We start from the raw sequence: 19238 nt of genomic DNA on the forward strand, positions 1-19238 counted from the left end.
TGTTCCCGCTGTTCCCGCTGTTCCCCGCTGCTGACTGCCACCTGCCGCTACTTGCCGCAGAACTCCGCCTTCACCACCGGGTCGAGATCGCCCACCCAGTCGCCGTTCATGTTGAGCGCCAGCGAGTGGCGGCCGTCCGGGGTCGTCACCGCCAGGGACGACGAGCCGTGGATGCCCCCGTCGTGACCCCAGATCTTCCCCTTGCAGGGCAGTTTCATCACGGAGATGCCGAGCCCGTACCCGCCGCCCCTGCCGCCCGTGGGGACCACCGTCTTCATCTCGGCGAGCTGCTCCTTGGGCAGCAGGCGGCCGCCGAGGAGTGCCGAGTAGAAGCGGTTCAGGTCCGCCGAGTCGGAGATGATCTCGCCCGCCGAGCCGCCCATGGACGGGTTGAGTTCGGTCAGGTCGTAGACCTTGGCCTCGGGGTCGCCGGGCAGCTTTCCGTAGCCGCGCGAGCTGGGCCCGGGCACGGTGGCGCGGGTGCCGGGGACGAGGGTGGACTTCAGGTGGAGCGGTTCGATGACGCGCCGGTCGATCTCGTCGGCGTACGTGTTGCCCGTGACCTTCTGGATGATCATCCCGGCGAGGATGTAGTTGGTGTTGGAGTAGCTCCAGTCCGTGCCGGGCTCGAAGGTCGGCTTGTGGCGCATGGCGAGCTTCACCAGGTGCTCGGGCGTCCAGGTGTCGTAGCGGTGCTTGAAGAAGCCCTTGGTGAACACCTTCTGCCCGAACTCCTCGTCCCCGGCGTAGTCGAAGATCCCGCTGGTGTGGTTGAGGAGCTGCCGGACCGTGATGCGGTCCCCGTCGTGACCGTGTCCCTCGACGACGCCCGGCAGCCACTTCCCGACCGGGTCGTCGAGGTCGATGCGGCCCTCGCCCTGCAGTTGCAGCAGCACCGTCGCCACGAACGTCTTGGTGATGCTGCCGACGCGGAAGCGGTCGTGCTCGCCGCGCGGGGTGCCGCGCCGCATGTCGCCGACGCCCGCGGCGGCGTCCCAGGGCCCGTGCCCGTCCCTCGCCTGGGCGGTGACGCCGGGCACCCCCTCCTTGATCAGGCCGTCGAGTGCCTGCCGGGTGGCCTCGTGCCGGTCGCCCGGCGAGTCCGCGAGGGCCGGAGCCGCGAGGGCCCCCGCCGCCAGCGTCGTCACGGTCAGCACCGTGGCCGCACTCACCAGCCTGCTGCGCACCGTCATGTCGTGTCCCCTCCGTCATCGTTCGCGGTCGACAGAGGGGACTTGACGCCCCGGTGCGAAGGTTGCCAGCGATGCGAGGGTTGAGCGGATTTCGGCCGATCGCCGGGGCGTGGTGGGGCGTCTCAGCCCTTGCGAAGGATCAGTTCCGTGTTCCGGTCGCCCGCTTCGCCGCCCAGCGCGGGCTTCGCACCAGGCGCGTTGAAGGAGAGTTCCCGGTAGAGCGCGGCGAGTCCGGTCTGCGAGAGGTCGGCGAAATCCGTGCGGTGCGGGGCGGCGGATTCGATGAGCGTGGTGAACAGGGAGACCGTGCCGTCGTGGTTGTCGCTGATCTCCACCACCCTGGCGAGCTGCGGGAAGTCGATGTGCGAGGCCGTGGAGACCTCCCAGAAGGAACCGCGCGGGGTGTGGTGCGGGGTGATCTGGTTCTTGTGGCTGTGGCCGTTGACCCAGGCGAGTACGGAGCGGTGGCGGCCGAGCAGCGAGACGATCTCGTCGCCGCCGTGCCGGGCCTCGCCGGGCCTCGCGGGGTCGTGCCGGAGATTCCGCATGGTCCTGCTGGTGTGGTGGCTGAAGACGACGACGTACGAGGGTCCGCCGCCGCGCCGTTCGTTGGCCGCCAGTTCCCTTTCCAGCCAGCGCAGTTGGGCGGTGCCGAGGGAGCCTTCGTAGTGGCCGCCGGGGTCGGTGGTGTCCAGGCTGATGCCGAGCACGTCGTCGCTGATGCGGAAGGAGTAGTACTGGGTGGCGGAGGCGAGGTTCTCCTGGGTGTAGCCGTGGCCGAAGGGGCCGGGGCCCGCGTGGGCGGGGGCCAGGTGCGCCTGGACGTACTCGCCGGGGGTGAAGGGTGCCCGGGACTCGTCGGGTGTGATGGACCGCATGCGCCGCGCCTCGCTCTTGAGCAGCTCCTTGAAGTGGTCGCCCTTGGGGTCGCGGCCCTTCTTGACGGCTTTCCACAGGGCGGCGCCGCGCGGCTCGTCCAGGGACATCAACTTGCGCCCGCCGACGGCGAATTCGGTGAAGTACGAGTCCTTGGGCGCCCAGCAGCCGCCGGGCAGCGCGTCGTGGTTGCCGACCGTGGAGTACCAGGGCAGGCCGAGTCCGGGGCTGTTGACCTCGCGTATCGCGGCGTCGAGGAAGCCGTGCAGGCGCGGGAAGCCGAGGCGTTTGTCGGCGTCGCGCAGGGCGTCGTCCGGGTGCCAGTAGAGCGGGAGGCCGCTGTCCTGGACGCCTTCGTAGTGGCGCGGGTCGCCGGTGTTGGGGGTGATGCGGCCGCCGTTCATCACCTTGAGGAACCAGTCGAGTTCGGTACGGGAGTTGTTGTCGGTGTTGTCGCCGGTGGTGACGACGCAGTGCAGGGGCGCACCGGTGGCGGGTGCGCCGCGCAGCGCGTTGACCCGCTCGACGAGGGAGACGGCGCCGGCCACCGAGAGGGTCTCCTGCGGCCGCCAGGCGCTCGCGGTCTGCGCGCGCAAGTACTCGTACCGCAAAGGGTGTTGGACGTCGACCAGATGCAGGTCGGTGAACTGGACGAACGCGGCGAGCGCGGTCCGCCGCCCCGCGCGCCCGGACTTCGCGGCCGCCAGGTCGCCGCGGACCACGCGGCCCCAGGCGGGCCCGTCGCCGAGCCGCCGGTAGCCGGAGGTGCCGCGCGCCGCGGCCGCGGTGAGCAGGGTGGTGCCGCCCTTGTAGGGCATGAGGGGCGCGGCGGGCGCCTGCCGGGAGCGGGGCACGGTGGCGTGCCCCGCGGGGGCGGCGTTGCCCGAGCCCGCGCCGGGGCCGAGCGCGTAGCCGATGCCCGCGGAGAGGGTGACCGCCCCGGTGGCGGCCAGGAACGCGCGGCGGTCGAGCCGGGCCGCGGCGTCGGCCACGGCGGAGGCGGCGTCGGCCGTCGCGGTGGCGGCGCCGGCTATGACCGTGGCGGTTACGGTGGCGACAGAGCGTGTGCGCGGCATGGCGCGGTCTCCCCGAGTGCGAACGCGTCGGCAGTGGTCGCGGGGGGCCCGGGCCTGCGTGCGGCCTGCGAACTCCCCGCTCGTACTGGATCGTTGGCAGCGGGGGTGACCTGCGCGTGAACGAGACCGCAACGTGCAGCGCCGATCACCGTACGTGGATCATCCGGCACCCTGTGCGGTCATGAGGCCCTCTCCGGGCGGAGAGGAGCCGGTCACTCCACGTTCACCTTTCGGGGAAGGGAAGGCGGTACGGCCACTCAGTGCGACGTCCCCGCGGCGCGGCCGTGCCCGTCGGCCGGGCGGGCGCGCCACAGCTCCAGGCCGATGTCGACGAGCCCGACGCGGTCGAGGTCCGGCACGGACTCCAGGGGGTGCCAGGCGGCGAGGTCCGTGGATCCCTCGGTCTCGTGGCGCAGTTCGCCGCCGGTGATCCGGCCCTCGTACACGATGCGCAGCCCGTGGAAGTCGGCGACGGCGCCGAGCCTGCGGGGGTAGCGGCGGCGCAGCGAGTCGATGCCGAGGAGCGTGACCGGCTCGATCACATATCCGGTCTCCTCGTCGGCCTCGCGGATCACGGTGTCGTAGGGGTCCTCGCCGTGGTCCATGCCGCCACCGGGCAGCGTCCAGCGTTTGCTGCCATCGGCTGCGACCCAGCGGGCCAGGAGGACCTGCCGGTCGCGTACGCATACGGCGTAGGCCGCCACCCGTAGCTCTTTGTGCACACGGGTGACGCTAGGCGCTCCGCTGGGGTTTCGGGGAGGAACCTGCGGACCACCGCCAGGGGCTCGCGTGCGGGGTCTCGGTCGCCTCGGTGAGGGTGAAGTGGACCGTGCGGGAGCCGTCGGGGGCGTAGGCCGTCCCGGCCGTGCCGGTGAGCTGGAGGGTCGTGCCCGTCGTCCAGTCCAGGAAGAGGAGGCCCGCCCGGGGGTTCTCGGCGAGGTTGCCCAGGGACAGGAACATGGAGTTGCCCGGGAAGTCGTCCCACTCCAGTGCGTACGGCGAGGTGACGCGGACGAAGCCGGGGTCGCCGCCCCGGTGGCTCGCGTCGGCGCCGTGCGCGTGGGCCGTGGCGAGGAAGAACGTGTCGGCCGCGCCGATGAACGCGCGCTGCCCGTCCGTGAGCCGCGTGCCGCGCCGGGGCTCTCCGGGGGTCTCCGGGCGCCGCCCCTCGTGCAGCTCCCTTTTCTGGATGTACTTGGGGCAGTTGGAGAAGACCTGGTCGGCCTCGATGGCCAGGCCGCGGGGCGTGGGCCTCGACGTGCCGTTCAGGCGCATACGGCGCCGGGTGCGGGGGTCCAGGGCGATGGAGCCGACGGGGGTCCCCTCGCGGGCCAGGGCCGTGGCGAGGGGGTCGGCCGCGGGCACCCCGCCCGCGACCGAGATCTGGCGGGGGCCCGTGGCCCGTACGAAGCCGGGGGCGCCGGTGAGCGGGGAGGCCCAGACGGCGCCCGCCTCATCGGCGCCGGCCAGCACCAGCATGGGCTGGATCTCCAGGAAGGCGGCGCTGACTGGCCGTAGGCCTTGAGCCATGGAGCGGCCTACGTGGTCGGCGAGTTCACGTACGCCGAGTTTGTCCTGTATGGCGCGGGAGCCCTGGCGGTACGGGGTCTGCACTGCGGCTTGCGACGTCATCGGTGAGCTCCTGTCTGCGGGTTCGTTGTGGCTTGTCGCGCAGTTCCCCGCGCCCCTTGCGGGGCGCCCCTAGAAGAAGCCGCAGGTCGGGGCCGACTCGACCGGGGGCGTCGACGACTCCGCGCCGGACGGGGCGTAGATCTCCAGGCGCATGCCGTCCGGGTCGTGGAAGAAGATGCCGCCGGACGCCGCGCCCTCGCCGTGCGGTACGACGCCCTCGTACGCGAACTCCACGCCGTACGCCCGCAGTGCGCTCTCGTACTCCTTGACCCGTTCGACCGTGTCGACCTCGATCGCGAGGTGGTGCAGGCCCGCGTTGCCCGCGGAGTACGCGGTGTCGGCCTGCTGCCAGAGCGTGAGCACGGGGCGGCCGCCCTCTCCGAGGAAGGCGAAGCGGCGGCCCTCTTCCTTGCCCTCGCCGATGACGCCGTAGCCGATGACGTCGCGGTAGAAGGCGAGCGAGCGTTCCAGGTCGGTGACGTTGAGGCCGATGTGGCCGGTGCGCGGAGCGGTGGACGTGGTCATGACTCTCCCCTTGGTCTGCGGAATTGGTCTGCGGAGGATTGGCCCGCGGACTCACTAACCGTTGAAATGGAGGTTAGGGGTTAGGTGTCGCGCGCGTCAACCGGTCACGTACCCTTGACCGGTTAGTCGGCATCGCACCGAAGGGAGCCCCCATGCCCGCCGCCCAGGCCCCGCACGATCCCCGCCCGCTCGTCGGCGAGCCGCTCTCCCTCGATCTGCTCAACACCGTCTGGATGCACGACGGCGCACGCCAGGACCTGCTCACGGACACCGAGGGGCTCGCGGTCTGGCTCGCGGCGAACGGGCTCGGCGCGCGCTTCGCCGCCGACGGGCCGACCCTGGAGAACGTCCTGCGCGCCCGCGACGCGCTCGCCGCCGCCGTGGACGCGCCCGGCGACCCGGCGGGCACCGCACGCGTCGACGAGGTCCTCGCGCACGGCCGGATCCGCGCGCGGCTGACCGGCGAAGGGCCCGGCGAGGAGCCCGAGTTCGAGGATCCGGCGTGGGGTCCCGGCTGGCTCGCGGCGCGCGACTATCTGCATCTGCTGGCCACCGCGCCCGACCGGATCCGCGGCTGCGCCCACGAGGCGTGCGTGCTGCACTTCTTCGACACCTCGCGCAACGGCACGCGCCGCTGGTGCTCGATGGCCGCCTGCGGCAACCGCGCGAAGGCGTCGCGGCACTACGCGCGCTCGCGCGAGACGTGACAGGGCCGGGAACAGTTCCCGGCCCAAGTCCCCCTATACACCGCCTTGTCCGCCATGGCGCATGGCGGAATTGCGTCATGCCCCGATCACAGCTCGGACAACTCTCCCCAAACAGCTGTCACTTGCGTAAGGCTGAGCGGTCATCCGGCCCCGAATTCCGGAACTTCCGGGAGCACGGACCGACCGACCCTCCTTCCCGACCTTCACGCACAGGGATGCCGATGCCCAGTTCCAGATCCAGCGCCAGACGCGCGCCCCGTCTCGCGATAGCCGTCGGTCTCACCGCCGCGCTCTGCGCGACCGGGGCCGTCCCCCTCGCCTTCGCGGCGGACGGCGGCGGCCCCGCCGACAGCGCCGCCGCCCCCAAGTCGACCGGCGCCAAGCTCGGTTCGGCCGACGCCGCACTGCTCGCCGACGCCAAGGCGGACGGCGAGAAGACCGTCACCCTGATGGTGGCCACCGCGCCCGGCGCCACCGAGCAGGTCGCCGACCAGCTCGACGGCGTCAAGGGCGGCTCGGTGGGCCGCACCGACGACAAGCTCGGCTATGTCCGCGCGACCGTGCCGACGGCCAAGGCCGACGCCGCGATCAAGTCGGCGGCCAAGTTGTCGTCCGTGCACGGCATCGATCTGCGCCACGAGATCGAGCTCGACGACCCGACGCCCGCCGCCGACCGCGCCAAGGGCGCGCAGCCCGGGGCCAGGGGCACGTACCCGGGCCCGGACAAGAACACCCCGGCGAAGAACCCGTACAACCCGTCCGCCGAGACGGGCGCCGTCGACTTCGTGAAGAAGCACCCGAAGGCGGACGGCCGCGGCATCACCATCGGCATCCTGGACTCCGGCATCGACCTCGGGCACCCGGCGCTCCAGAAGACCACCACCGGCGAGCGCAAGATCACCGACTGGGTGACCGCGACCGACCCGATCGTGGACGCGGACGGCACCTGGCGCCGCATGACCAACCCCGTCACCGGCCCCGTCTTCACCTGGGACGGCAAGACGTGGCAGGCCCCCGCGGGCTCCTTCCAGGTCAACCGCTTCCGTGAGTCGGCCACCACCGGCGGCGACGCCAAGGGCGACATCAACCGCGACGGCGACACCACCGACAGCTGGGGCGTGCTCTACGACCCGGCAGCGGGCACCGTCCGCGTCGACCTGAACGACAACAACGACTTCACCGACGACGAGGTCCTCAAGCCGTACAAGGAGGACCACCAGGTCGCCTACTTCGGCAAGGACAACCCGGACACCGACGTCGTCGAGCGCGTCCCCTTCGTCGTCGAGATCCGCAAGGACGTGCCGACCGACCCGTACGGCGGCGACTGGGTCGGCAAGAAGGCCGACTTCGTCAACATCGGCGTCATCGAGTCCGAGCACGGCACGCACGTCGCGGGCATCACCGCGGCCAACGGCCTGTTCGGCGGCAGGATGAACGGGGCGGCGCCCGGCGCCAAGCTGGTCTCCTCGCGCGCCTGCACCTGGACCGGCGGCTGCACGAACGTCGCGCTCACCGAGGGCATGATCGACCTCGTCACCAAGCGCGGCGTCGACATCGTGAACATGTCGATCGGCGGCCTCCCGGCCCTGAACGACGGCAACAACGCGCGCGCCGAGCTCTACAAGCGCCTCATCGACGAGTACGGCGTCCAGCTGGTGATCTCCGCGGGCAACAGCGGCCCCGGCGCGAACACCATCGGCGACCCCGGCCTCGCCGACCACGTCATCTCGGTCGGCGCCGCCATCTCCAAGGAGACCTGGGCCGCCAACTACGGCTCCCAGGTGGACCGTTCGTACGCGATGATGCCGTTCTCCTCGCGCGGCCCGCGTGAGGACGGCGGCTTCGCGCCGATCATCTCGGCGCCGGGCTCGGCCATCAACACCACCCAGACCTGGCTGCCGGGCGCCCCGGTCGCCGAGGCGGGCTACAAGCTGCCCGCCGGTTACTCGATGCTGCAGGGCACGTCGATGGCGTCCCCGCAGGCCGCGGGCGCCTCGGCGCTGCTGCTCTCCGCCGCGAAGCGGGCGAAGGTCGACCTCACCCCGGCCAAGCTGCGCACCGCGCTGACCTCGACCGCGCACCGCATCCGCGGCGAGCAGGCGTACGCGCAGGGCACCGGCCTGATCAACGTGGTCGACGCCTGGGACGCCATCGAGGACGACGCGAAGGCGCACACGTACACGGTGAAGGCCCCGGTCGACACCGCGCTCGAGCAGGAGCTGAAGAAGCCCGGCACCGGCATCTACGACCGTGAGGGCGGCCTGAAGACCGGCCAGCAGCGGACGTACGACGTGACGATCACCCGCACCTCGGGCCCGGACCGCGGCATCCGCCACGAGCTCGACCTGGTCAACAACCACGAGGGCACGTTCAAGCTGCTCGGCAAGGGCAGTGACGGCGACGTGACGCTGCCGCTGAACAAGCCGGTCACCGTCAAGGTGCAGGCGAAGGCCAAGTCGGCAGGCCTGCACAGCGCGATCCTCACCGTCGACGACGAGCGCACCGAGGGCGTCGACCAGCAGATCATGTCGACGGTCGTCGTCTCGGCGCCGCTGGCCAAGCCGTCGTACACCTTCACCGCGGCGGACTCGACGCAGCGCAACAGCACGCGGTCGTACTTCGTGACGGTCCCCAAGGGCGCCAAGTCCCTCGAAGTCGCCCTCGGCGGCCTCCAGGGCAAGAGCCAGACCCGCTTCATCGCGGTGCACCCGTACGGCGTCCCGGTCGACTCCACCTCGTCGACCGTCTGCTACCCGAACTACGAGAACCCCGCCAACACCTGCCGCCCGGACCTGCGTGCGTACGCGGAGCCGCAGGCCGGTGTCTGGGAGATCGAGGTCGAGTCGCGCCGTACGTCGCCGCTGCTCGACAACCCGTACGAGCTGAAGGTCGCCGCGCTCGGCGTCGCCTTCGACCCGGCCGTGCAGACGGTCCCCGAGGCGAAGGTCGGCACCCCCGCCCCCGTCTCCTGGAACGTCACGAACAACTTCGCGGCCGTCGACGGGAAGCTGAAGGGCGGCCCGCTCGGCTCGGCCAAGTCGGCGCGGCCCACCATCAAGCAGGGTGAGACGCAGACCACCGAGGTCGTCGTCCCCGAGGGCGCCGAGCGGCTCGACGTCGCCATCGGCTCCCCCGCGGACGTCGCGGCCGACCTGGACCTCGCCGTGAAGAAGGACGGCGTGGTCGTCGGCTCGTCGGCGGAGGGCGACTCGGAGGAGTCGGTCAGCCTGATCAAGCCGGCCGCCGGCACGTACACGATCGAGGTGGCGGGCTACTCGGTGCCGACCGGGTCGACCGCGTACGACTACCGCGACGTGTTCTTCTCGGGCGCGCTCGGCCAGGTCACCGTCGACGAGTCGAAGCAGGTGAAGCTCGGCAACGGCGAGTCCGCGAAGGTCGACGCCAAGGTCGAGGCGAAGGCCCCGGCCGCCGCGGGCCGTGAGCTGTTCGGCGAGGTGTCCCTGCTGAACGCGCGCGGCACGGTCGCGGGCAGCGGCAGCGTGAAGGTGGAGAAGGTCACTCCGTAACGGTGTCCTCAAGCGCCGGACGGGCTCGGTCGAGCCTGTCCGGCGCTCTTCGCTGTCCAGCGCTTTTCGCCGTCCGCCCCGGCTCAGTCCCCCGGGCCAGGTCCCCCGTCGCACCGGATCTTCTCCGACCTCGGGATGGCCTTGAGGATCATCGCGCGCAGGCGGTCCCTGTCCTTCTTGCCCGTGGCCCAGTTGTCCGGCTCCGCCGCGTCCTTGGGGATGCTGATCAGGACGTCGTCGCCCTTCTTCAGGCGCGGGTCCACGTCGCGGTCCATGGGGAACCTGACCGTCCGCGCCCCGGACCCCGGCTTCAGATAGCGCGTCACGTCGAGCGTGATGCGGTCCTGCACGTCGCCCGGCACCGGATCGACCGCCGTGACCGTGCCCTCCACGATCAGCCGCGAGCACGCGACGAAACCCTCCGGGGTCAGATCGGCCGCCCCGCCGCCCGCATCGCCCTGCTTGTCGGACGCGGCCCCCTTCGCCGAGTCCGCGTCGCCGCCCATGCCCTGCCCGGCGTCCACCGCGAGCCAGCCGAGGCCGCCGACCACGAGCGCCGCCACCGTCGCGGCGAGCGCGCCGAGGACGACGCCGCGACGGCGCCCGCCCGCCGGGCGCGGGGCCCGCAGCGGGACGGCGGCCCGTTCCTCCGGTGGCGCGGGCGCGGCCGCCAGCGCGTCGCCCACGGCGCCGAGCCGCTCCCGCAGCAACGTCACGTCCGCCACGGCCGCGGCGAAGTCGGGGTCGCACAGCGCCTCCTCCGGCACCGGCTCGTCCGTGATGGCAAGCATCAGCGCGTCGAAGTCCCCGTCCTGACCGGGCACGTCACACCACCTCCCCTTCGTGCAGCCGCGCCCGCAGGAGACGTACCGCCGTGTGCAGCCTGCTCTTGACCGTGCCCTCCGGTATGCCCAGCTCGTCCGCGATCGCCCGCACCGGCAGATCCGCGTAGAAGCGCAGGACCACCACCTGGCGCTGGGCGTCCGGCAGCTCGCCGAGGCCCTGGGCGACGGCGAGCGAGGTGGCCCGCGCCTCAGCCCCGTCCTCGTCGGTGGACTCCCGCCACAGCACCGCGAGGCGCTCGCCGAGCCGCTCCTGCCTGCGCCGGGCCCGGTGCCAGTCCATGGCCAGGTTGGAGGCGACGACGGCGGCCCAGGCGGACACGTCGCGCGGGGCCTCGCGCCCGTCGGCGGCCCGCTCCAGGAGCTTCAGCCTGACCTGCTGCACCCCGTCCGGCAGGTCCGCGTGCGGCACGCCGCCGAGCGCGAGCACGGCCCGCACCCGGTCCTCCTGGGCCGCGTCCAGCGGGTCCGCTCCCCCGGTCCCCGCCTGCGCGCGGCGCGTCTTTCTGCGCAGCAATCCGCCCTCCCCCAAGCTCTTAAGGAGCAGGGGGCACCCCCTTCGCCCCCGCGTTTCCCCTACGACGCCGGGGCCGCCCGAAACGTTCGGACGAATGTGGCGTCCCGCACCTCGGACAATGGATTGGACAACGCGGCCCTGGACAGACGCATCATGGAGCAAGCCCAGGCCGGGGTCACCGGGCCGCACGCACATACGGAGGAAGTACCTGTGAAGGTCGGAATCGTCGGAGCCACCGGTCAGGTCGGCACGGTCATGCGCAAGATCCTCGCCGAGCGGGCGGCATTTAATTCCCTTGGCCCCGCCGACCAGCTGCGCCTGTTCGCCTCCGCCCGCAGCGCCGGGACGGTCGTGGACGGCGTGACCGTCGAGGACGCGTCCACGGCCGACTACACGGGCCTGGACATCGTGCTCTTCTCCGCCGGTGGCGCCACCTCCAAGGCCCTCGCCGAGAAGGTCGCGTCGCAGGGCGCCGTCGTGATCGACAACTCCTCGGCCTGGCGCCGCGACCCCGAGGTCCCCCTCGTCGTCTCCGAGGTGAACCCGCACGCGATCAAGAACCGCCCCAAGGGCATCATCGCCAACCCGAACTGCACCACGATGGCCGCGATGCCGGTCCTCAAGCCGCTGCACGCCGAGGCGGGCCTCGAAGCCCTGGTCGTCGCCACCTACCAGGCGGTCTCCGGCTCCGGCCTCGCCGGTGTGGACGAGCTCTTCGAGCAGGTCAAGAAGGTCGGCGAGGACGCCCCGAAGCTCACCCACGACGGTTCCGCGGTCGAGTTCCCCGAGCCGGACAAGTACGTCGCGCCCATCGCGTACAACGTCCTCCCGATGGCGGGCTCCGTCGTCGACGACGGCCTGAACGAGACCGACGAGGAGCAGAAGCTCCGCCACGAGTCCCGCAAGATCCTGGAGATCCCCGAGCTCAAGGTCTCCGGCACCTGTGTGCGCGTCCCGGTCTTCACCGGCCACTCCCTCCAGGTCAACGCCCGCTTCGCGCGTCCGCTGAGCCCCGCGCGGGCCACCGAGATCCTCTCCTCGGCCGAGGGCGTCGTCGTCACGGACGTCCCGACGCCGCTGGTCGCCGCGGGCAAGGACGACTCGTTCGTGGGCCGCATCCGGAACGACGAGACCGTCGAGAACGGCCTCGCGTTCTTCATCTCCGACGACAACCTCCGCAAGGGCGCCGCGCTGAACGCCGTCCAGATCGCGGAGCTGGTCGCCGCGGAGCTCAAGGGCTGACGCTCCCGTCGTACGCGGGGGCCGTACGTCCACGTCGTACGCCCCAGGGGACGGTCACTGCTCCGCGGTGGCCGTCCCCTTCGCGTGCCCCACGGACCGCACGCAGGCCACGACGAGCAGCGAGAGCAGCGCGAGCGCCCCGCCGAGCCAGAGCACGCCGCCCGCCCCGTGCCCGTCCGCGACCCGGCCGCCGACGAAGGCGCCGAGCGCGATCGCCACGTTGAACACGCCCGCGAAGAGCGCCGACGCCGACTCGCGGGCGTGCGGGGCCGCGTCCATCACCCAGTTCTGGGAGGAGACCGAGACCCCGCCGTAGGCCAGGCCCCAGGCCACGAGCAGCGCCACCGACGCGGCGAGCGAGCCGCCCGCGGGGACCATCAGGAACACCACGGCGGTGAGTGCCGCGCTGATCGCGAGCAGGGCCCTGCGCGGGTCGCGGGCCGCGACGGCGCCGCCCGCGAAGTTGCCGACGATGCCCGCGGTGCCGTAGGCGAGGAGCAGCCCGCTGATCAGGCCCGCGCCGATGCCGGGCACGCGTTCCAGGACGGGGCGTACGTAGGTGTACGCGGCGAAGTGTCCGGTGACCAGGAGGGTGACGGCTATCAGGCCGGTGCGCAGCCGGGCGATCCGCAGCAGTCCCGCGAACACGCCGAGCCTGATCCCCTCGTGGGCGGGCAGCCGGGGCAGGACCGCGGCGAGCAGCCCCGCGACGCCGAGCGCGAGCACCGCGAGGGCCGCGAACCCCCAGCGCCAGCCCGCCAGTTCGCCCAGGAGCGTGCCCGCGGGCACGCCGAGCACGGACGCCACCGCGATGCCGCTGAAGATCACCGCGGTGGCCCGTCCCGCGGCCTTCGCGCCGACGAGGCGGACACCGAGTCCGGCGGCTATCGCCCAGACGCCGCCGATGCACACGCCCACCAGGACGCGCGCGACGAGCAGGACGGCGAAGGAGGGCGCGAGCGCGGAGGCCAGGTTGGCGGCGGCGAGCAGCGCCATCAGCGTGCACAGGACGGTGCGCCGGTCCGCGCGGCGCACGGCGACCGGGAGCAGCAGCGCGGCGAGCGCCGCGACCAGGCCCGGCACGGTGACGGCGAGGCCCGCGGAGCCGTCCGAGACGTGCAGGCCCGAGCCGATCGAGGTGAGGAGTCCGACGGGGAGCATCTCCGTGGTGACGACGGAGAAGGTGGCGGTGGCGACCGCGATGACGGGGAGCAGGACGCCCGGCCGTTTCAACTCGCCCTGGGCAGCGGGGAGTTGGATGCTCTGAGTGCTCTGTGACATGACGTCCACCCTCCGCCGCGACCGTGCGGGGAACAACATGGAAGATCTCATCCTTGTATGAGCTGGACTGATCGATGACGGCAAGAGGGAACAGCGCACCATGAGCGGACTGGAGATCCGGGAGCTGGAGTGCTTCCTCGTGCTTGCCGAGGAGCTGCACTTCGGGCGGGCGGGCGAACGGCTCTACGTCTCGCAGAGCCGGGTCAGTCAGCTGCTCGCCGCCCTGGAGCAGCGCATCGGCGCCCGGCTCGTGGAACGTACCAGCCGCCGGGTACGGCTGACCACGCTCGGTGAGCGCTTCCTGGCCGAACTGCGGCCCTCCTACGACGAGTTGGCGGCGACGGTGCAGCGGGCGCGGGCGGCCGCGCGGGGCGTCGACGGCACCTTGCGGCTCGGTTTCCAGGGGACCGCCGACGCCCGGCTCATGGGGGCGATCGCCGCCTTCCAGGAGCGGCATCCGGCCTGTGTGACGGAGATCGTGGAGGTCCCCTTCGCCGATCCGTTCGGCGCGGTGCGGCATGGCGACGTGGACGCGGCGATCGTGCTGCTGCCCGTCGCCGAGCCGGATCTGGTGCTCGGGCCCGTCTTCTCCAGCGAGCGGCAAACCGTGGCCGTCTCGGTGCGGCACGCCTTCGCGGGGCGGTCCTCGCTCACGGCGGCGGAGCTGACCGGGACCCCGCTGATCGCGGCGACCGCGCCCGCCCCCGCGTACTGGCGCGAGGCGCACGCGCCCTCCGGCGTCCCCGCGCCCTCGGTCCGCACGCTCCAGGAGGGCCTGACGATGGTCGCCGCGGACCGGGGCGCGATGCTGCTGTGCCGTCCGACGGCGGAGTACCACGGCCGCAAGGACGTGGTCTTCGTGCCGGTCGACGGGCTGCCCGACTCGGTCCTCGGCATGGTGTGGCACCGGGACGGGGAGACGGCGCGGGTGCGGGAGTTCGCGCGGGCGGTCGCCGGTGTCACCCCCGGCGCCGAGTGATCAGGTGTCCCTGCGCACCTCGAAGTGGAAGCAGCCGTACTCGACCGCGCGGACGTGCACGAGGGCGACCTCCGGGTCGGCGAACGCCTCGGCGAGCGCCCCGTCGAAGCCCTGCTCCGCGTCCTCGGGGATCTCCAGGAGCCGGCCGCCGACGATGTGCCCTTCGGTGTCGTAGCGGCGCAGCGTCCGCAGGGCCCCCGCCCTGGCGAAGGGGTAGCCGTCGCGCTCCGCCGCCGGGCCCGCGCAGGGGTCGGCGTGGATGAAGACGGGCCCCTGCTCGTCGTAGGCGCCGGGGGCCGCGCCGGTCTCGGCGGCCCAGCGGCGCAGCGGGGCGTACGAGACGAGGGCGATGCGCTCGCCGGGCGCGACGGGACGCAGACAGCAGCGCAGCGGGGAGCCGCCCTCCGCGTCGACGTACGGGACGCACGGGCGGCCCGCGTCGTCGGTGACGCGGAGCTGCTCAAGGGTGTCGGGGGCGATGGGGCGGGGCGTGTACGTGGTGTTCATGAGCCGAGCCTCGCGCGTGCGCGGGGCGGTCGCTGGCGGGATTCGGACGGGGAGTTCACCGCACCCCGGGAGTTCACCCCATCCCGGGAGTTCGCCCCTCCCCGGGAGTTCACCCCACTCCCCACGACCCCCGCGCGTTCAGCTCGGCGACGTCCATGCCGGTCGTGCTGCGGTACGCCGCGTCGATGGCGGCCAGTTCGTCCGCGGTCAGGACGTCCTCGACGTGCGTGAAGCCGTCGGGGGCCCGCTCGGCGACGGTCTGCAGGACGCGGTCCGCGGGCATGTCGCGGTTGGCGAGGACCACCGCGTTCACCGACTCGCGGCGCACCGACTCGTACGCCCGCAGGCCGCCCTCCCGGTCGGGCGAGGCGTGCGCGAGGCAGCGGGCCAGGACGCGGGCGTCGAGGATCGCCTGGGAGCCGCCGTTCGACCCCACCGGGTACATCGGGTGCGCGGCGTCGCCGAGCAGGGTCACCGGGCCCCGGCCCCAGAAGGGCAGCGGGTCCCTGTCGACCATGGGGTACTCCAGGATGTGCCGGGTCGCGGCGAGCAGCGCGGGGACGTCCAGGTCGCCGATGCGCCACCCCGCGTAGTGCGGCAGGACGTCCGAGAGCCGCCCCGAGCGGTTCCAGTCGGCGGGCCCGGTGAGCCCCAGGTGGTGCTCCACCGGGAACCGCACCTCCGCCACCCAGTTGAGCAGCGCGCGGCCGCGTTCCTCCGCGTGCCGCGAGATGGGGTAGAAGACGAGTTTCGCGGCGGCGTTGGATCCGGCCACCGCGACGGTCCGCCCGCCGAGGACGGGATGCCAGTCGGCGGTGCCGCGCCACATCCGGATGCCGTTCCACACCGGCGGCCGCTCACCGGGGTGCAGCAGGGCCCGCACCACCGAGTGCAGCCCGTCCGCCCCCACCAGGGCCCGCACCCGCACCGAGTACTCCCTGGCCCGCGCCATGTCCCGCAGGACGACCCGCAGCGCGGAGCCCTCCCGCTCGGCCATGCGCACGAACGCGGTGCCGGTGCGCACCGCGTTGTCGCCGAGCCGGTCGCGGACCGCGTCGAGCAGCAGCAGTTGGAGGGCGCCGCGGTGGATCGAGTACTGCGGCCAGTGGTAGCCGAGCGCGAGGCCGCGCGGTTCGCCCCAGATGCGGTTGCCGTGCCGGTCGAAGTGGACCATCTCGTCGGGCGCGACGGCGGTCGCGGCCAGCTCCGCGCCGAGCCCCAGCTCCGTGAGCTCGCGCACCGCGTACGGCAGCAGGTTGATGCCCACGCCGACGGGCCGCAGCTGCTCGACGGCGTCGACCACGCGGACGCCGATGCCCGCCGCGTGCAGGCTGAGGGCCGTGGTGAGCCCGCCGATGCCGGCTCCGGCCACCAGTACGTCGATCACGGCCGCCGCACCGCCCGGTCCCGCGGCCGGCCGCGCCGCGGCCCGTTCGTCCCCAGCATTCCGGTTCCCCCCGGGCGTCGGCACGGCCGTCGCGCGGTCGGTCGCGGCGGTCGTGGGGCATGAGTCGACGCGCGGAGCGTAACCGCACGACAGCGGGAGGACAATGGGGCGGGCGGCCGCGCGGGACCGCATGGAAGGATGGCCGGAAACGCCACAAGTCGTACCCGAGGAGATGACCGCGTGCCCGGCACCAATCTGACCCGCGAAGAGGCACAGCAGCGGGCAAAGCTGCTCACCGTTGACTCGTACGAGATCGAACTCGACCTCTCCGGCGCGCAGGAGGGCGGCACCTACCGGTCCGTGACCACGGTGCGCTTCGACTCCGCGGAGGCGAACGCCGAGACCTTCATCGACCTGGTGGCCCCCGCGGTCCACGAGGTCGTCCTGAACGGCCACGCGCTCGACGTGGCCGCGGTGTTCCGCGACTCGCGCATCGCGCTGAGGCACCTGGAGGCGGGCCCCAACGAGCTGAAGGTCGTCGCCGACTGCGACTACACCAACACCGGTGAGGGCCTGCACCGCTTCGTCGACCCGGTCGACCAGCAGGCGTACCTGTACACGCAGTTCGAGGTGCCGGACGCGCGCCGCGTCTTCGCCTCCTTCGAGCAGCCGGACCTCAAGGCCACCTTCCAGTTCACCGTGAAGGCGCCGAGCGGCTGGACGGTGATCTCCAACTCGCCGACGCCGGAGCCGAAGGACGACGTCTGGCACTTCGAGCCGACGCAGCGCATGTCGACGTACGTCACGGCCCTGATCGTCGGCCCCTACCACTCGGTGCACTCGTCGTACGAGGGCCCGAACGGCCAGTCCGTGCCGCTCGGCATCTACTGCCGCCCCTCGCTCGCCGAATTCCTCGACTCGGACGCGATCTTCGAGGTCACCCGGCAGGGCTTCGACTGGTTCCAGGAGAAGTTCGACTACGCGTACCCCTTCCCGAAGTACGACCAGCTCTTCGTCCCCGAGTTCAACGCGGGCGCGATGGAGAACGCGGGCGCGGTCACCATCCGCGACCAGTACGTGTTCCGCTCCAAGGTGACCGACGCCGCCTACGAGGTGCGCGCCGCCACGATCCTGCACGAGCTGGCCCACATGTGGTTCGGCGACCTGGTCACCATGGAGTGGTGGAACGACCTGTGGCTGAACGAGTCGTTCGCCACCTACGCCGAGGCCGCCTGCCAGGCGTACGCGCCGGAGTCGAAGTGGCCGCACTCGTGGACCACCTTCGCCAACTCCATGAAGACGTGGGCCTACCGCCAGGACCAGCTGCCCTCCACGCACCCGATCATGGCGGACATCCGTGACCTGGACGACGTCCTGGTCAACTTCGACGGCATCACGTACGCGAAGGGGGCGAGCGTACTGAAGCAGCTCGTCGCCTACGTCGGCGAGGACGAGTTCTTCCAGGGCGTGCAGGCGTACTTCAAGCGCCACGCGTTCGGCAACACGCGCCTGTCCGACCTGCTCGGCGCCCTGGAGGAGACCAGCGGCCGCGACCTGAAGACCTGGTCGAAGAAGTGGCTGGAGACCGCGGGCATCAACGTCCTGCGCCCCGTCGTGGACGTCGACACGCAGGGCGTCATCACGTCCTTCGCCGTCAAGCAGGAGGCCCCCGCGCTGCCCGAGGGCGCGAAGGGCGCTGTGTCCGATGATGCGGCTCCGCCGCGTGGGACGCTGCGGCCGCACCGGATCGCGATCGGCCTCTACGACCTGGACGACGAGTCCGGCAAGCTGCTGCGCACCGACCGCGTCGAGCTGGACGTCGACGGCGAACTGACCGCCGTGGACGCCCTGGTGGGCAAGCGCCGCCCCGCGGTCATCCTGCTCAACGACGACGACCTGTCGTACGCCAAGGTCCGCCTCGACAGCGAGTCCCTCGCCTTCGTCACCGAGCACATCGGCGACTTCGAGGCGTCGCTGCCGCGGGCCCTGTCCTGGGCTTCGGCGTGGGACATGACGCGCGACGCGGAACTCCCGACGCGCGACTACCTCTCCCTCGTCCTCTCCGGCATCGCCAAGGAATCCGACATCGGCGTCGTGCAGTCCCTGCACCGCCAGGTGAAGCTGGCCCTCGACCTGTACGCGGCACCGGCGGGCCGGGACGCCGCGCTCGCCCGCTGGACCGAGGCCACCCTGGAGCACCTGCGGGCCGCGGAGCCGGGCAGCGACCACCAGCTCGCGTGGGCACGGGCGTTCGCGGCGACGGCCCGCACGGACGCCGAACTCGCCCTCCTCGAAGCCCTGTTGGACGGCACCGAGTCCATCGAAGGCCTCGCCGTCGACACGGAACTGCGCTGGGCCTTCGTCGCACGGCTCGCGGCGACCGGACGCCTCGACGAGGCCGGCATCGACGCGGAACTCGCACGCGACAAGACCGCGGCGGGCGAGCGGCACGCGGCGTACGCGCGGGCGGCGCGGCCCACCGAGGAGGCGAAGGCGGCCGCCTGGGCCTCCGTCGTGGAGTCCGACACGCTCCCCAACGCCATCCAGGAAGCCGTGATCGGCGGCTTCGTCCAGACCGACCAGCGGGAGCTTCTCGCCCCCTACACCGAGAAGTTCTTCGCCGCGGTCAAGGGTGCGTGGGACTCCCGTTCCCACGAGATGGCGCAGCAGATCGCCACCGGGCTCTACCCGTCGCTCCAGGTGTCCCAGGCGACCCTGGACGCCACGGACGCGTGGCTCGCCTCCGCGGAGCCGTCCGCGGCCCTTCAGCGGTTGGTCACGGAGTCCCGTGCGGGGGTGGAGAGGGCGCTGCGGGCCCGCGCGGCGGACGTTTAGCCACCCTCCTGGCCGGGCGGGGGAGCCGCTCTCCTGCCCGGCCGGGTTGCGCTCGTCGCCCGGCCGCGGGCACATCGTGGCTTGTCGCGCAGTTCCCCGCGCCCCTTACGGG

15 protein-coding genes are annotated in these 19238 nt (G+C 72.4%); 5 read left to right on the top strand and 10 right to left on the bottom strand.

The window, feature by feature from the left end; translation table 11 throughout:
• Nucleotides 1-47: 47 nt before the first annotated feature.
• The 5 genes from ACFWZ2_RS36185 to ACFWZ2_RS36205 form a co-directional block, all read right to left on the bottom strand.
• A complete protein-coding gene (locus tag ACFWZ2_RS36185) occupies nucleotides 48-1193 on the bottom strand; it encodes a serine hydrolase domain-containing protein (protein WP_384553118.1) in 1146 nt (381 codons plus the stop codon).
• A gap of 122 nt (nucleotides 1194-1315) precedes the next feature.
• A complete protein-coding gene (locus ACFWZ2_RS36190; RefSeq protein WP_384553119.1) occupies nucleotides 1316-3145 on the bottom strand; it encodes a TIGR03767 family metallophosphoesterase in 1830 nt (609 codons plus the stop codon).
• Between the two features lie 257 nt (nucleotides 3146-3402).
• Complete coding sequence (locus ACFWZ2_RS36195) at nucleotides 3403-3867, bottom strand: NUDIX hydrolase (RefSeq protein ID WP_384553121.1); 465 nt, start codon at nucleotides 3865-3867, stop codon at nucleotides 3403-3405.
• A 10-nt stretch (nucleotides 3868-3877) separates the two neighbouring features.
• Complete coding sequence (locus ACFWZ2_RS36200) at nucleotides 3878-4777, bottom strand: pyridoxamine 5'-phosphate oxidase family protein (RefSeq protein WP_384553123.1); 900 nt, start codon at nucleotides 4775-4777, stop codon at nucleotides 3878-3880.
• A 69-nt stretch (nucleotides 4778-4846) separates the two neighbouring features.
• Nucleotides 4847-5302 carry a VOC family protein gene (locus ACFWZ2_RS36205; RefSeq protein WP_384553125.1) on the bottom strand — a complete coding sequence of 152 codons (456 nt, stop codon included), beginning with the start codon at nucleotides 5300-5302 and terminating at the stop codon, nucleotides 4847-4849.
• Nucleotides 5303-5454: 152 nt separating this feature from the next.
• Here ACFWZ2_RS36205 and ACFWZ2_RS36210 point away from each other — a divergent pair, with 152 nt between their 5' ends.
• Together ACFWZ2_RS36210 and ACFWZ2_RS36215 are read left to right on the top strand one after the other, a co-directional pair.
• Nucleotides 5455-6009, top strand: a complete 555-nt coding sequence (locus ACFWZ2_RS36210; protein ID WP_384553127.1) for a CGNR zinc finger domain-containing protein — start codon at nucleotides 5455-5457, stop codon at nucleotides 6007-6009.
• Nucleotides 6010-6230: 221 nt separating this feature from the next.
• Nucleotides 6231-9536, top strand: a complete 3306-nt coding sequence (locus ACFWZ2_RS36215; RefSeq protein ID WP_384553129.1) for a S8 family serine peptidase — start codon at nucleotides 6231-6233, stop codon at nucleotides 9534-9536.
• Between the two features lie 83 nt (nucleotides 9537-9619).
• Here ACFWZ2_RS36215 and ACFWZ2_RS36220 read toward each other — a convergent pair whose 3' ends face one another.
• On the bottom strand, nucleotides 9620-10360 hold the full coding sequence (locus ACFWZ2_RS36220; protein ID WP_384553131.1) for a hypothetical protein: 741 nt from the start codon (nucleotides 10358-10360) through the stop codon (nucleotides 9620-9622).
• A gap of 1 nt (nucleotide 10361) precedes the next feature.
• Complete coding sequence (locus ACFWZ2_RS36225; protein ID WP_384553133.1) at nucleotides 10362-10895, bottom strand: RNA polymerase sigma factor; 534 nt, start codon at nucleotides 10893-10895, stop codon at nucleotides 10362-10364.
• Between the two features lie 210 nt (nucleotides 10896-11105).
• Here ACFWZ2_RS36225 and ACFWZ2_RS36230 point away from each other — a divergent pair, with 210 nt between their 5' ends.
• Nucleotides 11106-12137 carry an aspartate-semialdehyde dehydrogenase gene (locus ACFWZ2_RS36230; RefSeq protein WP_384553135.1) on the top strand — a complete coding sequence of 344 codons (1032 nt, stop codon included), beginning with the start codon at nucleotides 11106-11108 and terminating at the stop codon, nucleotides 12135-12137.
• A 54-nt stretch (nucleotides 12138-12191) separates the two neighbouring features.
• Here ACFWZ2_RS36230 and ACFWZ2_RS36235 read toward each other — a convergent pair whose 3' ends face one another.
• Entirely contained in the window at nucleotides 12192-13418 is a 1227-nt protein-coding gene (locus ACFWZ2_RS36235; RefSeq protein ID WP_384553137.1) for an MFS transporter, read from the bottom strand.
• A 100-nt stretch (nucleotides 13419-13518) separates the two neighbouring features.
• Here ACFWZ2_RS36235 and ACFWZ2_RS36240 point away from each other — a divergent pair, with 100 nt between their 5' ends.
• On the top strand, nucleotides 13519-14397 hold the full coding sequence (locus tag ACFWZ2_RS36240) for a LysR family transcriptional regulator (RefSeq protein WP_384553139.1): 879 nt from the start codon (nucleotides 13519-13521) through the stop codon (nucleotides 14395-14397).
• Here ACFWZ2_RS36240 and ACFWZ2_RS36245 read toward each other — a convergent pair whose 3' ends face one another.
• Together ACFWZ2_RS36245 and ACFWZ2_RS36250 are read right to left on the bottom strand one after the other, a co-directional pair.
• Nucleotides 14398-14904: a DUF1203 domain-containing protein gene (locus ACFWZ2_RS36245; RefSeq protein WP_384553141.1), complete on the bottom strand. Its 507-nt coding sequence runs from the start codon at nucleotides 14902-14904 to the stop codon at nucleotides 14398-14400.
• Nucleotides 14905-15013: 109 nt separating this feature from the next.
• On the bottom strand, nucleotides 15014-16288 hold the full coding sequence (locus tag ACFWZ2_RS36250) for a flavin-dependent oxidoreductase (RefSeq protein WP_384553151.1): 1275 nt from the start codon (nucleotides 16286-16288) through the stop codon (nucleotides 15014-15016).
• A 243-nt stretch (nucleotides 16289-16531) separates the two neighbouring features.
• Between ACFWZ2_RS36250 and pepN the strand changes: the two genes are divergently transcribed.
• On the top strand, nucleotides 16532-19126 hold the full coding sequence (gene pepN / locus ACFWZ2_RS36255) for an aminopeptidase N (RefSeq protein ID WP_384553143.1): 2595 nt from the start codon (nucleotides 16532-16534) through the stop codon (nucleotides 19124-19126).
• The last annotated feature ends 112 nt before the right edge of the window (nucleotides 19127-19238 follow it).

This window comes from Streptomyces sp. NPDC059002 (genome assembly GCF_042740435.1).
Lineage (GTDB): Bacteria > Actinomycetota > Actinomycetes > Streptomycetales > Streptomycetaceae > Streptomyces.